Below are 14,572 nucleotides of genomic sequence, written 5' to 3' on the forward strand. Positions count from 1 at the left end.
CGCTGCGGGGGCGCCGGCCAGACGGGTTTCTAGCTGGCCACGGCCAGCGCGCCGGCCGGGACCTCGGTGGCGATCTCGGTGACCGCGACCCGGCCGCCGAGGCGCGGTTCGGCGAGCGGTCCCGGGTCGCCGCTGAGCAGCAGCCGGACGGCGGCCCAGGGCAGGTTCACCCCGGCGAAGGCCGTCTGGAAGATGCCGGCCGAGGGGCGCGGATTGGCCTCCAGCAGCATGGGCTGCCCGTTCCGGTGGCGCAGTTGCACGTTGGAGAGGTAGGCGAGCTCGAAGTGGCTGACCAGCCGCTCCGCGATCTCCAGGTAGGCGGGGTTGTCCGACAGCAGCCGGTAGCGGCCCTGTTTGGCGCGGGCTATGCCGGCCAGCAGCTTGCCGCCCGGCGCCGAGAGGCAGTCGACGCTGACCTCGGGCCCGTCCAGATAGGGCATGACGATGAACGCGGGGACCTTCTCCCGCTCGTCGGCGGCCCGCCTCAGCGCCTCGGCCACCGCGTGCACGGAGACCAGCGGCCGCGCCGGTTCCAGCAGGTCCCGCATGCTGAGCGGTCGTTCGTCCAGGATCCGGAAGCCGAACGCCGAGTACTCGCCGGCCGGCTTGATGCAGACCGTCTCACCGGCCCCGGTCAAATCCCGTACCGCCGCCCGCAGGCCGTCCGCGTCCCGCACCACCCGCCACTCGGGCACCGGCACGCCGATGGCCCTGGCCGCCTCGTAGGTGCGGCTCTTGCTGGTGAGCACGTCGATCGCGGCCGGCGACGAGGACATCAACCGGGTGCCGGCCGCCGCGAAGTCGTCGGCCCGCCCCGCCAGGGCGTCCAGGCGCCGGGGCGGGATCAGCACGTCGATGCCGTGCCGCCGGCAGAAGTCCAGGGCGAACTCCGCGTAGGTGTGGTTGTCGACGCGATGTGGCTCGACCTCCGCCACATCGCAGGCCGCGAGGGCGGCCGCGCCGCGGTCCACGTTGGTGCCGAGGATCCGGACCGGAGTGGCGTCGGGATTGTCCCGCAACATCCGGATCACCTGAGTCGTGGCCGCTCCCGCGCTGCTGAGCCAAATCCGTAGTGCTATCGCGCACCTTCCCCTCATCACATCGATGTGAAGCGGATCATAGCCCCGCCGCGTGACGTGCGTGTTTCACCGTCGAACGTCCGAACGGCCCTTCTGGCCTGCGACGACGCCTCAGGGGCGGGCGGCTCCAGCGGGCCGCTCGGCGGCGAACGAGGCCATCGCCCGCTCCGCCGTGGCCCGCGCCCTGCGCCCCGTGGTGAGCGCCCCCACGACCAGCACCAGCGCCCCGCAGCCGGCGATCACCCACCAGCCGGCGGTCCGCGAGCCGTTGGCCAGGATGGTGCCCACCACCGCCACGCCGAGCGCGGAACCCACCTGCCGCCCGGTGGAGGCGATCCCGGCCGCCACCCCGGCCTGGGCGCGGGGCATCCCGGTCACCGCCGTGTTGGTGATCGGCGCGTTCACCAGGCCGAAGCCGATCCCGAACAGCGCGTAGGCGGAGAACAACAACCCGAGCGACGAGTCGGGTTCCAGCCGGGTCAGCAGCAGCCCGCTCGCCAGGATCGCGACCCCGGCCGGCAGCAGCGGCACCCGGGCGCCGAAGTGGCCAACCAGATAGCCGGACAACGGCGAGGCGAACAGCGTCACCACCGCCATCGGCAGCAGGTGCGCCCCGGCCTCGAACGGCGACAGGTGCCGCTCGTTCTGCAGGTAGATCGTGTTCAGGAACAGGAAGCCGCCGAGACCGGCGAAGGCCAGCACCGCGATGGCGAAGGCCCCGCTGAACGGCACACTCCGGAAGAACCGCAGCTCCAACAGGGGCTCCGCGCGGCGCGGCTCGTACCACAGCAGCGCGCACACCGCGAGCAGCGCGATCCCGAAGCACACCAGCAGCACGGGGGAGCCCCAGCCCTCCTTGCCGCCCTCGATGATGCCGAAGGTGAGCGAGCCGAGCAGCACGATCACCAGCACCTGCCCCACCGGGTCGAGCCGGCGCGGCCGCGGCGCCCTGGATTCCGGCACGAACCGCGCGGTCAGCACCAGCGCCGCCAGGCCCACCGGCAGGTTCAGCCAGAAGATGGCCCGCCAGCCGAACGAGCTCACCAGCGCGCCGCCCAGGATCGGCCCGACCGCCATCGAGATGCCCACCACGCCGCCCCAGACGCCGATCGCCCTGGCCAGCTCCTTGGGGTCGCGGAACGTGTTGGTGATGATCGACATCGCCACCGGGTTGAGCATCGAGCCGCCGATCGCCTGCGCGGCCCGGAACGCCACCAGCCAGCCCAGGCTCGGGGCCAGCGCGCACAGCAGCGAGCCGGCGGTGAACACCACGAGACCGATCTGGAAGACCCGGCGCCGGCCCACCCGGTCGGCGGTCGAACCGGAGAGCATCAGGAAGGACGCCAGCACGACGGTGTAGATGTCCACCGTCCACTGCAGCCCCGAGACGCTGGCGCCCAGCTCCCGCTCCAGCGACGGCAGGGCGACGTTGAGCGCGGTGATGTCCAGACTGACGATCAGCAGGCTCATGCAGCAGATCGCCAGCACCAGCAGTCGGCGCCCGCGGGAGAGGGTCTCGGTTTCCGGCATGTCGCCCCCAGGCTAGCCCCGGGCCCGGCGGCGCCGCACGGCGGGTGACACCGACGCCCCGGCGGGCATACCAGGGGAATACCGGCCCGCGGTCCGATGTTCTCCCGCGTGCCGCCGCACCGAAGCCCAGCCAACGAGGAGGGCACGTGCCGAACACCTCACCCGAGACCAACGTCATCGCCTACCGGGCCGCCGAGCAGCTGCTCGACGCCCGCGACCCGCGCGGCGCGCTCAAGCTGCTCGACCCCGTGATCACCGCGCACCCGGAGAACACCGCGGCCCGCCTGCTGCGTGCCCGCGCTTTCTTCCTGGCGGCCCAGCTCCGCGCCGCCGAGCAGGAGTTCCAGCTGATCATCGAGCGCGAGCCGGCCAACGCCTTCGCCCACTTCGCCCTCGCCCGCACCCTCCAGCGGGCCAACCGGAACGCGGAGGCCGTGCGCCACTTCCGGCTGGCCGCCGCGCTCGACCCGCGCCCCGACTACCTGGAGGCCGCTCGGTTCGAGCAGACGCCCTGACGTCTGGTAGACCGTCCGCCATGAGGGTGAACGAGGCACGGGCGGCGGCCGCCGACTGGATCAGGGAACACGGCGGCCGCACGCCCGGCTTCCGCGGCGCGTACTTCAGCGGTTCGACCGTCGACCTGCCGGCCGACGCCGAGGTGCCGCCCGGCTCGGACACCGACGTCATGCTCGTCGTCGACGGCCCCGGGCCCGCCGCCAAGCCGGGCAAGTTCCGCCACCGGGGCGCGCTGCTCGAGGTCACCGTGGTGCCCTGGGAGTCACTCGCCTCGCCCGAGCACGTGCTGTCCTCCTACCACCTGGCCACCCCCTTCAGGACCGACACGGTCATCGCCGACCCCACCGGAGACCTCGGCCGGCTCCGCGCCCGGGTCGCCGCCGGCTTCGCCGAGCCGCGCTGGGTGCTGCGCCGCCGCGCCGAGGCGAGGGCGCGCGTCGAGCACGGGCTGCGCGACCTCGCCGACGGCCGCGTGGACCCCGAGCGCTCCTGGCCGGCGCTGGTCCTCGGCTGGCTCTTCCCGACCGGCGTCACCACCCACGTCCTGCTGGTCGCCGGCCTGCGCAACCCCACCGTCCGGCTGCGCTACGTGGCCACGCGCGAGCTCCTCACCACGCACGGCACCCCGGACCGCCACGAGGAACTGCTGCGGCTCCTCGGCAGCCACCGGCTCACCGCGGAGCGCGCCGAACACCACCTGCGGGCCCTCGCCGCCACCTTCGACGCGGCGGCCGAGGTCGCCAGGACCCCGTTCCCGTTCGGCTCCGACCTCACCGCGGCCGCCAGGCCCATCGCCGTCGACGGCAGCCTCGCCCGGATCCGGGCCGGCGACCATCGGGAGATCGCCTTCTGGCTCGCCGCCACCTTCGCCCGCTGCCACCTCGTCCTCGACGCGGACGCGCCGGCCGCGCTCCGGGAGGCGCACCGGCCCGCCTTCGCCGAGCTGCTCGCCGACCTCGGTATCCGCACCGCCGAAGACCTGCGGGCCCGCGCCGAGGCGGTGCTGCGCTTCCTGCCGACGCTCGACGCCTGGGCCGACGAACTGCTGCCGCCAGCGGAGGCCGGGCACGGCGCCCCCGCGTGAGCGCTGTCAGGGAATCCGCGGGCCGTGCGTGGCTGATCGCGCAGTTCCCCGCGCCCCTTCGGGGCGCTACCGCGCCGAGGCGGTGCTGCGCTTCCTGCCGACGCTCGACGCCTGGGCCGACGACCTTTCGCCGGCGGCGCCCCGCTAGACCGCGAGTGCCCGGTGCGCGGCGGTCGTGATGGCCGTGGCGTCGATGCCGGCCTCCTTCAACTGCTGCGCCGCCGTCGCCGAGCCCGGCATGGTCGTCACCGCGAGCCGCACCAGGCGCGGCACCGGACGGCCGTCGGTGAACGCGTCGAGCACCGCGTCGCCGAGCCCGCCCTCCGGATGGTGGTCCTCCACCGTCACCAGGCAGCCCGTCGCCTCGGCCGCCGCCCGCAGCGTCGTCACGTCCACCGGCTTCAGCGAGTACAGGTCGATCACCCGCACCGGGATCCCCTCGGCCGCCAGCTCGTCCGCCGCCGCCAGCGCCTCCGGCACCGTCACCCCGGCCGCCACCAGCGTCAGCCGGTCCTCGTCCGAGGAACGCAGCACCTTGCTGCCGCCGATCGGGAACCGCTCGTCGGGGCCGTAGATCACGGGAGTGCCGCCCCGCGTGGTCCGCAGGTACCTGATCCCGGCCGGCTCGGCCGCCATCTCCGCCACCAGACGCGTCGTCTGGTTGGCGTCGCACGGGTAGAGCACCGTGGACCCGTGCACCGCGCGGAACATCGCGAGGTCCTCCAGGCCCATCTGCGAGGGGCCGTCCTCGCCGATCGACACGCCGGCGTGCGAGCCGGCCACGTTGAGCTGGGCGTGGCTCACCGACGCCATCCGCACGAAGTCGTGCGCCCTGGTCAGGAACGCCGCGAACGTCGAGACGAACGGCAGCCAGCCGCGCACCTGCATGCCCACCGCCGTCGCCAACATCTCCTGCTCGGCGATGTAGCACTCGAAGAACCGGTCCGGGTGCTGCTTCGCGAAGAACTCGGACCGCGTCGAGTCGCCCACCTCGCCGTCCAACGCCACCACGTCGCCGCGGTCGCTCCCCACCGCGGCGAGCGCCCGGCCGTAGGCGTCCCGCGTCGCCACCTTCTCGCCCACCGAGAAGACCGGCAGCTCGGCGTGGACCCCGTGCTGGGACCGCGGCGCCGTCGTGGCCGCCGGCCGCTGGACGTCGACCCGCATCCGCCGCTCGCCGCCCAGCTCCTCGATCGCCTCGTCGACCTCGGGCAGCGGCTTGCCGTGCATGCCCTCGCGGTTCTCCACCGAGGCCACGCCACGCCCCTTCAGCGTCCGCGCCAGCACGACGGAGGGCCGGTCGGAGACGCTCAACGCCTCCGCGTACGCCGCGTCGATCGCCACCGGGTCGTGGCCGTCCACCTCGATGGCGTGCCAGCCGAACGCCTCCGCACGCCGCGCGTAGGCGTCCAGGTCCCACTCGTGCCGGGTCGGCCCGCGCTGGCCGAGCCGGTTGACGTCCACGATCGCCGTCAGATTGCTCAGCCGCTCGTAGCCGGCGTGCTCGAACGCCTCCCAGACCGAGCCCTCCGCCATCTCGCTGTCGCCGAGCAGCACCCACACCCGGTACGGCATCGGCTCCAGACGGCGGCCGGCGAGCGCGATGCCGACCCCCACCGGAAGGCCCTGGCCAAGCGAGCCGGTGGCCACGTCCACCCACGGCAGCCGCGGCGTCGGATGCCCCTCCAGCCGGCTGCCGAGGGTGCGGAACGTCATCAGCTCGTCGTCGCCGATCGCACCCGCCGCCTTGTAGAGCGAGTACAGCAGCGGCGACGCATGCCCCTTGGAGAAGATCAGATGATCGTTGCCCGGGTGGTCCGGCCAGTCGAAGTCGTACCGCAGATAGCGCGCCAGCAGCACCGCCATCAGGTCCGCCGCCGACATCGACGAGGTGGCGTGCCCGGAGCCCGCCGCCCCGGTGGCCCGCACCGAGTCCACCCGAAGCTGCTGGCCGAGCTCCGCCAGATCGATCTCCGCTGTCGTCGTCATGCCTGCCTCCCGCGACGCCCCGCCGCCCCGCCCCGGGCGCGGCCGGCTCGCCGTGTAGTCGCTTTCGTGTCCGTAGCCTCCGGGGCGAGGGCGAGTACCCCCGCCCCGGAGCCCCCTAACGGGGCGGGGTCAGCCGCCGCTGACCGGCCCCGTCCTGCTGCCCCCGCCCGGCACCGGGCCCTCGTAGGGCCAGCGCAGCAGTGCTCCGAGGCCACCCACCGGCAGCCCGGAGCCCGCGCCAGCCCCAGCACCGTCCCCGTCGCCGAGCGCGACCACCTCGGCACCGGTCGCCGCCGCCGAGCGCAACAGCGCGTCGTCGGCCCGCGCCTGGTGCGGGGAGGGGGCACCCAGGTACTGCGAGTCCGTCCTGCGCACCGCCACCTGGTCGGGATCGTCGCCCACCCAGACGTCGCGGCGCAGATCCGGACCACCAGGGCGCACCAACAGCGCCGCGATGCGGTGCTCACGCGCCGCGTCCACCAGCGCCGGCACCCCCTCGGCCGCGTCGATCCGGCCGTGCGTCGGAGTGCGGCGGGCGTGGAACTCGTCCAGCACGCGCTCCGCGTCCTGCCGCGCCCGGTCCGCCCTGGCCTCGGCCACCTCGGCGTCGAGACGCCGGTTGTCCGAGCCCTTGGCCCGGCCGCCGTGCTCGGACTCCACGGTCAGCCCCCGCAGCCACTCGGGCAGCCGGTCCCGCACCGCTCGCCGCTGCCGGGGGTCGCCGGCGAGCACCAGCACCTCGACGCCGGCCCGTTCCGCGTCGCCCGCCACCGTGTCGGCGACCCGCGCGGCGTTCTGCTCCCAGGTGTTCTCGACCGCGAACTGGAAGTGCCGCTCCGACCAGTCGGCCCGCCCGGTCCTGTGCAGCGGCCACTGCTGGCCCCGCACCTCGTCGACGGGGCGCGGCCGCCGGCCGTGGCCGAGCAACTGGAGGTCGGCGCCCTTGCGGTCCACGAAGGCCACCATGCACACCGGGTCGCGCGCCGCGTAGTCGAGCAGCGGCCCGAGCCTGGGCAACGGCGCCCAGTCGGTCAGCGGGGGAGCGGGCGGCGCCGCCGGCAGCGGCGTGTCCAGGGCCACCCGGCCCTCGGTGGCGAACACGGCGTGCCCCGCCGGGTCCGGGTCGAGCCCGCTCAGCGCCTCGAACATGGCCTGGCAGGTCGCCTCGTCCGCGCCCTGCTCGGCCAGCCTCTCGCAGGCGCCGCGCGCCTGGAGCGCGCGCTGCGCCGCCGCGTCCTCCGTGACCGCCGAGGTGTCGAAGTAGACCGAGGCCCACGGCCCCGGGTGGTGCAACAGGGGATCGAGGAAGTCGAGCTTCATGCCGCCACCTTCCCGAACTCGCGGAGCATGGCGTCGTCGAAGGCCGGCAGGTCGGCCGGCTTCCGGCTGGTGATCAGCGTGCCGCGCGCGGAGTCGTCGACATGCACCTCCTCGTCGACCCAGGTGGCACCCGCGTTGCGGATGTCCGTCCGCAGGCTCGGCCAGGACGTCAGGGTCCTGCCCGGCAGCACCCCGGCCTCCACCAGCGTCCACGGCGCGTGGCAGATGGCCGCGACGGGCTTGTCCGCCTCGAAGAAGGAGCGGACGAAGGCCACCGCGTCCGCGTCCATGCGCAGCGCGTCGGGATTGGCCACGCCGCCCGGCAGCACCAGCGCCTGGAAGTCGTCGGCCGAGGCCTCGCGCACCGTCTCGTCGACCGGGAAGGTGTCCGCCTTGTCCAGGTGGTCGAACGCCTGCACGTGGCCCGGCCTGGTCGAGAGCAGGCGCGGAGTGTCGCCGGTCTCGGTCAGGGCCCGCCAGGGCTCCGTCAGCTCCACCTGCTCGACCCCCTCGGGCGCCGTCAGGAAGGCGATCAGCATCGTATTCACCGTCTCTCGTAGCGCGACATCGCGATGGTCGACGACCCGAGTAACCCAAGGAGCGCCCGGAAAACGCCCACGCGCCCCCGCTGATGTCCGAGCGCCCCACGAAAGGGCGGTTTGGCTCCCGCGGGGAGCCCGCCGGCCCCCGGTGATCGTTGGCCCTCTCGTGGCGTCCGTGACCGCGCCGCGCCACCAGGGGACCACTCACCGCACACGGGGGATGCTCATGAACGACTCCACGACCACGCAGGCGCCCGGCACGCCCGCCACCTTCGGCAACGGGGCGTCGCCGGCGACCACGCTGGTGCCCACCCCGCCCGGCGCGCCGGGCGTCATCCCCGCGCAGGCGGCCGATCGCGCGCTGCCCCTGCGCCGCAGCACCGAGATCCAGGGCGACATCCTGGCCGGCTTCCGCAAGGACCACGTCCGGCTCCTCCTGCTCACCTTCGGCAACCAGCGCGGCGCCCGCGGTTGGCTCGACCGGCTCCGCCACCGGATCGCCACCACCCGGGACGTCGCCGCCTTCAACGCCGCCTTCAGCCGCGCCCGGCACAACTCGGCCGGCGACGACCCGAGCGGCCTCCGCTCCGTCTGGCGATCGGTGAGCTTCACCCACGACGGTCTCACGCTGCTCATCGGCGGGGCGCCCTGCGCGGACGTGCCGCGCGGCAGCACCCAGGAGGCCTTCGCCCAGGGCATGGCCAAGCGCGCCGAGCTGCTGGGCGACACCGGGCAGAACGACCCGGCCCACTGGCTCTTCGGCGGCCGGCGGAACGCGCCGGTGCACGCCGTGCTCACCGTCGCCGCCGACCGCTCGGAGGAGCTGAGCGCCGCCCTCGCCCACGAGCGGGAGGAGATCGCCAGGCACGGCCTCGCCGTCGCCTTCGAGCAGAACGGCGCCACGCTCGAAGGAGAGCGCAGGGGCAAGGAGCACTTCGGCTTCAAGGACGGCATCAGCCAGCCGGCCGTGGCCGGCTTCGACGAGCCGGATCCCGAGCACCCCGAGCACCAGCGCGGCAAGCCGGGCACCAGGATCATCGCGGCCGGGGAGTTCGTGGTCGGCCACCCGACCGACCACCGGCTGCCCTCCTGGCTGCCCGAGTGGATGAACGACGGCTCGTTCCACGTGGTCAGGCGGCTCGCGCAGGACGTGCCCGGCTGGTGGGCCCAGGTCGCCGACCAGCTGCGGGCGCTCAAGGAGCGGGGCGCGGTGCCCGAGGAGGCGACCACCGAGTGGTTGGCGGCCCGGCTGGTGGGCCGCTGGCGTTCGGGCGCCCCGGTCGCCAAGTCCCCGGACGCCGACGTCACGGCCGCCCCGGGCGCGGAGCCGGACAACGACATCAGCTTCGACGGCGACTTCGAGGGGCGGGTCACCCCGCTCTGCTCCCACATCCGCAAGGTCAACCCGCGTGACGGGCTCACGGTGGACGCGGAGGCACAGGAGCCGTTGGCGCTCAAGGGCGCCCTCGACGGCCGGCGGATCATGCGCCGCGGCATCCCCTACGGCCTGCCCTTCGACCCGGCCGGCGGCGCGGGCAACGGCCCCGACGCCCCGCGCGGGCTGCTCTTCGTCTCCTACCAGGCGGACCTGATCGCGCAGTTCGAGTTCGTCCAGCGCACCTGGGTGGACAGCGGCGACTTCCCCAGCCGGGAGAAGCCGGTGGGCAGGGACGCGATGATCGGGCGCGAGGGCGTCGTCTCCTTCCCGACCGGCGGGGCCGAGGGCGGCGACCCGGTGGAGCTGAGCCTGCGCCAGTTCGTGCGCACCGAGGGCGCGGTCTACGCGTTCGCGCCCTCGCTCTCGGCCCTGGAGCGGCTGGCCAAGGGCACCGTCCCGGTGGGCGGTGGGCCGGCCGCCGACCGCGTCCTCACCGCCGTCCGCACCCTCCAGCGCGGCGAGGTGGTCAGCACCCGCAAGGCCAGGCTGCGCTTCGAGGCCGACGGCGACCTGGTGGTGCGCGACGAGAACGAGACCGAGCGCTGGCGCGCCGGGGCCGCGGGACTCGGCGCGGTCCGGGCCGAACTCCGCGCGGACGGGCGTCTGATGCTCGCCGACTCCGAGGGCGGTGCGGTCTGGTCGGCGCCCGCCGAGCCGAGCCCCGGATCGACGCTCGAGGTGTTGACCGACGGCGACGTGCTGATCCGGGCGGCGGACGGCACGGTCCTCTGGAGCACGGGCACGGCCCGCTGAGCAGGCGCGGCGCCGCCCGGGCGGCGCCGCTGCCTTCCCGGCTCGGAAGAAATCGTTTACCAACTTTCGGCCGCCGCGCGTCGGTTGGTGCTGTCGCGAGCATTGACGCTCTTGGAACCAGGCGTCTAGCGTGCGCAGCGATCTCGGAGACAAACGGTTTCTATATGAGGCCGCCTCCCGAGAAAACGGTTACTTCCATCGCCAAGGAGGACGATCGGATGACCCCTGAACCGAGCCGTCGCGCCATGCTCCGAGTCGCCGCCGCCGGGACGGCGACCGGCCTGCTCCCGTTGGGCGCCGCCGCGCCCGCCCTGGCCGCGGCACCGGCCTCGTCCGCCGGCGCGCCGGGCGGCAGACCCGGGGCGCTGGACACCGTCCTCTTCGGGGACCCCGACTCCGAGCGGGCGCACGGCCTGGTCGCCGAGGACACCGAGGTCGTGCCGGGCCCGACCGGTGGCCGGGCCCGGGTGGCGCTGCCGCTCGCCACCCCCGCCGAGCGCGGCGGCGACCTGCGGTTCACCGTCGCCGTCGACCCCACCGCGCAGAACCACCTCACGCTCAGATTCTGGGGCGAGGACGACTCGGACCAGAAGACGATCCTGCTGGTCGACGGCGAGCAGGCGAGCTACCGGGGCGCCGCCGACTACGAGCCGATCAACGCGGGCACCAGGGCGGCCGCCCTGACGGGTCGCTACTTCCTCGCCACCGCGCTGCTGCCGCTCGCCGCCACCCTCGGCCGGAGCACCGTCGAGATCACGGTGCGCACCGTGGCCGCCTCGGTCACCGGCCGGGTCACCGCGCGCTCCCGCCGTTACCTGGAGGCGTTCACCCACACCGCGCCCTGGGTGGATCCGCAGGCGGGTGACGTAACCGGTTACCGGAAGTCGACCGACGCCGCCCCGGCGCTGACCCCGGAGGCCGAGCGTGCCCTCGTCGAGCGGTACCGCGCCCGCCAGATCGAGACCTTCGACGCCCTCTCCCGGCGGGTGGACGCCGACCCGGCCGCCACCATGTCGATCGTCCGCTACCAGGACGAACTGCGGTACTACGCCGAGGCCCTGGCGATGGACTGGTGCCCGGCCGCCACCCCCGAGCAGAAGCGGGCGGCGCTGAACCGGATCTTCGCCTCGATCGACACCCACACCCGGCAGTACTACGGGAACGTCAGGAGCCTGGGCAACGGCGGCCACCAGTCCGACTGGGGCGGGTACCACTCGGCGCTCGGCGAGGCGCTGTACATCGTCGAGAACCTGATCGCCGACGAGGAGGTCTACGGCGCCGACCGCTTCGCCGCGCTGCTGGCCGAGCCCTTCGTCACCGGCACCGTGGACGGCGACAACAGCATCGCCGGCGTCGGCTGGGACGGCGGGGAGCTGACCAGGTTCGGCGCCTGGGAGCGGGTGCTCAAGGCGGCCTTCGACTTCGCGCGCTCCCGGCTCTCCTACATCCACAACCAGGTGATGTACACCTACGAGGGCGCCTGGAAGGCCCACGAGGGGCTGCGGGTCATCGGCTCCGAGCACTACGAGGGCCGGGCCAGGAGCCACCGCATCGCGCTGGAGGCGCTCGGCGCCGCGCCGTTCCTCGGCGAGGAGGTGCTCGTCGACCGGGCCGGGCGCGAACTCGACCTCTACCACAGCCTGTTCCAGCACGACCGGAACGCCCACTACACCGAGGACTACCTGCGGGTGGTGATGCGCGGACTGGCCACCAGCAAGCTGGACGAGGCGGGGCAGGTGGTGCGCCGGCTGCCCTACGGCCGCCACCACACCGGGCTCACGGCGGCCGGGCTCACCCGGGAGAACGGCTACGTCGGCAACTACGGGGAGGCCACCAACTACCTGCCGTCCTGGTTCTACCGCACCCTGGGCCACGCGGGCGACGAGGAGCTGAACGACGAGATCCTGCGGCTCGCGCTGCGCAGCGTCCACGCCCGGGGCCAGACCCGCCACCAGTCGGTCGACGCCGCCGGCCGGCGGGTGATGCGGATGCAGCAGGTGGTCGACGACCGCAACTCGGCCTACCCCGGCCGGGTCGCCTACTCGACCGACGAGCAGAGCCCGGCCCAGGCCATGGGCTTCGCCTCCCTCGAACACCACATGGCGCGCCACCCCGAGCGCTACCGGGGAGCGGAGTGGGAGCCCTACTGGGAGTACGCCCGCGAGGCGGTCGGCTTCCTCCAGCAACAGCTGGTGGACAACCAGTACTTCAACCTCTTCGACTCCCGCATCCTGCCCAACCACCGCTACACGCTCCGCTTCGTGGAGACCTGGGAGTACCTCACCGCGGGCCGCGCCGAGTTCCCCCGCTTCGGCCGGGTGGCGGCCGGCGTGGTGCTGCCCCACACCGACCTCGACCGCTACACCGACGCCGAGCTGGCCAGGCTCGGCGTCGGCCGCGACCACCTGCCCGAGCGGTTCGCCTGGGTGGACATCGACAACCTGCTGTTCTGCGTGCGGGACGGCGAGACGCACCTCTTCGCCTCGCTCATCATGCGGAACAAGGGCGGCTTCCAGGCCAACGGCCGGCTGCACGCCCAACACGCGGGGCACGACCACCTGGCGCAGTTCGCCACCGAGGGCGTGCTGCGCCACCGGGAGTACACGCTGCGCGCCCCCTCGGTCGAGGAGGCCATCTTCCACGACCGTTACACCGCGCCGGGCGCCCCGCCGCTGGCCCAGGCCGGCGAGCTGACCCCGGTCGCCTTCCAGCCGGGCGTCGGCCGCACCAACCGCGACAACTTCCGTGAGGACACCCCCTACGCGGGCTACCCGGAGCTGGCCGCCGCCCGGTACGGCCGCTACCTCTTCGCCGCCAACACCACCCGCGCCGCCCACCGCAACGAGCGGGTCCACCAGCTGCCGCTGCCCGCCGGGGTCCGGGTCGACCGGGTGCTCGACCTGGTGTCGGGGCGGCGGCTCCCGGTGCGGGACGGCGCGCTGCCGCTCGACCCCGGCACGGCCGTCGTGCTGCGCCTCGACACCACGGAGACCGAGCCGGGCGCGCCGGGCCCGGTGGACGTCGTGGTCACCACGCCAGGCTCTGGCGCGGTCGGCCTCAGCTGGAAGCCGGCGGCCGGCGCCGACTCGTACACGGTCAGCCGTGCCGAGCGCGCCGGCGGCCGCTACACCGAGGTGGCCCGCGGGCTGCGGGGAACCAGTCACGTCGACCGGGTGCCGGCCCAGGACGCCACCTACCACTACCGGATACAGGCGGTGAACGAGCGGGGCGCCGGTCGCGCCGCCACGCCGGTCGCCGCCGTCCTGACGCCGGCGCACAGCCCGGCGCTGCGCGGCGGCCCCTGGCGCGACGACCCCGTGGGGGAGGGCGCGGCCGGCTCGGCCGTGGTGCGCGGCGGCACCGTCACCGTGACGGGCGTGGCCGGCACCGGCTTCGCCGGCGGCGACGACGACCACATCTACGACCGGGACCACCACGACTCGCTCTACCTGGTGAGCCGGCTGGTCAGCGGCTCGGTCGCGGTCACCGCGCGGCTCACGGGCGCCGCCGGATCGGTCAACGGGGTGATGCTGCGGGACGCCACCGGCGGCTGGGCCCGCTACGTCCACCTGGGGGCGAACGCCGCCGGCCGGCTCGAACTGCGGACGCGCAGCCTGGACTCGCGGGAGGACATCGGCCAGGGCAACGCCGGTCAGAACGCGTCCGGCGGCATCACCCGCAGCCCGATGCTGGTGGACCTCGGCGAGGGCGTCGAACACCGGGTCGCCGGCACGCCGTTCGTCCGGCTGGTCAGGCACGCCGACTCGCACCTGGTGACGGCGCTGGTCTCGGCCGACGGCGAGCGCTGGGAGCGGATCGGCGCCTCGGTCACCCCGATGGTCGGGGTGGTGCACGCGGGCGTCGCCGCCACCGCGGACACCGTGTTCCGGGCGGTCGCCGTCGACCAGGTCGAGGACGGCGTGGCCCGGCCCACGGTGGCCAGGGCGGCGGGTGGCGGCGTCGTCGTCCACTGGAACAAGCCGAAGCACGCGGTCGCGTTCTCGCTGTACCGGGCCGCCGCCGACGGCGACGACTGGACCCGGCTGAGCGACCGCCAGCGCGGCTTCTCACACGCCGACGACGCCCCGTTCGGCACGGCCCGCTACCGCGTCACCAGCCACTTCGCCGACGGCGGAGGCTTGGCAGCCGGCCTTGGCGACTGAAGCGGTGTGGGCTGCTGGCGGCCGGAGCGGGTCTCCGGCGTGAGCCTGGCTCCCCCGGCCGGCGCGCGGCCGGGGCCCGGCCGGGGGAGCAGGGCCGGCGGGACACGCCGGCCCTGCCCGGCCGTTCGGCCGCGTCGCGGCCTGCCGCGCGTGAAGGG

Annotated in this window: 9 protein-coding genes; 4 read left to right on the top strand and 5 right to left on the bottom strand. The window is 74.4% G+C overall.

Translation table 11 applies throughout. The annotated features are described in order from the left end of the window. Positions 1-29 precede the first annotated feature (29 nt). Together RNC47_RS04135 and RNC47_RS04140 are read right to left on the bottom strand one after the other, a co-directional pair. Entirely contained in the window at positions 30-1,022 is a 993-nt protein-coding gene (locus RNC47_RS04135) for an ATP-grasp domain-containing protein (RefSeq protein ID WP_311595566.1), read from the bottom strand. Positions 1,023-1,190: 168 nt separating this feature from the next. Beyond that, positions 1,191-2,609, bottom strand: a complete 1,419-nt coding sequence (locus RNC47_RS04140; protein WP_311595567.1) for a DHA2 family efflux MFS transporter permease subunit — start codon at positions 2,607-2,609, stop codon at positions 1,191-1,193. Positions 2,610-2,755: 146 nt separating this feature from the next. Here RNC47_RS04140 and RNC47_RS04145 point away from each other — a divergent pair, with 146 nt between their 5' ends. Continuing rightward, complete coding sequence (locus tag RNC47_RS04145) at positions 2,756-3,124, top strand: tetratricopeptide repeat protein (protein ID WP_311595570.1); 369 nt, start codon at positions 2,756-2,758, stop codon at positions 3,122-3,124. 20 nt (positions 3,125-3,144) lie between these two features. Further along, positions 3,145-4,209 carry a hypothetical protein gene (locus RNC47_RS04150; protein ID WP_311595574.1) on the top strand — a complete coding sequence of 355 codons (1,065 nt, stop codon included), beginning with the start codon at positions 3,145-3,147 and terminating at the stop codon, positions 4,207-4,209. A gap of 144 nt (positions 4,210-4,353) precedes the next feature. Here RNC47_RS04150 and RNC47_RS04155 read toward each other — a convergent pair whose 3' ends face one another. The 3 genes from RNC47_RS04155 to RNC47_RS04165 form a co-directional block, all read right to left on the bottom strand. Continuing rightward, complete coding sequence (locus RNC47_RS04155; RefSeq protein ID WP_311595576.1) at positions 4,354-6,198, bottom strand: transketolase; 1,845 nt, start codon at positions 6,196-6,198, stop codon at positions 4,354-4,356. A 129-nt stretch (positions 6,199-6,327) separates the two neighbouring features. Next, positions 6,328-7,518, bottom strand: a complete 1,191-nt coding sequence (locus RNC47_RS04160; protein ID WP_311595577.1) for a baeRF2 domain-containing protein — start codon at positions 7,516-7,518, stop codon at positions 6,328-6,330. After that, positions 7,515-8,057: a type 1 glutamine amidotransferase domain-containing protein gene (locus tag RNC47_RS04165; RefSeq protein ID WP_311595578.1), complete on the bottom strand. Its 543-nt coding sequence runs from the start codon at positions 8,055-8,057 to the stop codon at positions 7,515-7,517. The genes RNC47_RS04160 and RNC47_RS04165 overlap by 4 nt, the downstream gene beginning before the upstream one ends. A gap of 229 nt (positions 8,058-8,286) precedes the next feature. On the opposite strand from RNC47_RS04165, the gene RNC47_RS04170 reads away from it, so the two are divergent. After that, positions 8,287-10,251 carry a Dyp-type peroxidase gene (locus RNC47_RS04170; protein ID WP_311595579.1) on the top strand — a complete coding sequence of 655 codons (1,965 nt, stop codon included), beginning with the start codon at positions 8,287-8,289 and terminating at the stop codon, positions 10,249-10,251. 218 nt (positions 10,252-10,469) lie between these two features. Then, positions 10,470-14,414 (top strand): fibronectin type III domain-containing protein, encoded by a 3,945-nt coding sequence (locus RNC47_RS04175; RefSeq protein ID WP_311595580.1) that lies wholly within the window; start codon positions 10,470-10,472, stop codon positions 14,412-14,414. Positions 14,415-14,572 lie beyond the last annotated feature (158 nt).

The sequence above is a fragment of the Streptomyces millisiae genome, assembly GCF_031845425.1.
Lineage (GTDB): Bacteria > Actinomycetota > Actinomycetes > Streptomycetales > Streptomycetaceae > Streptomyces > Streptomyces millisiae.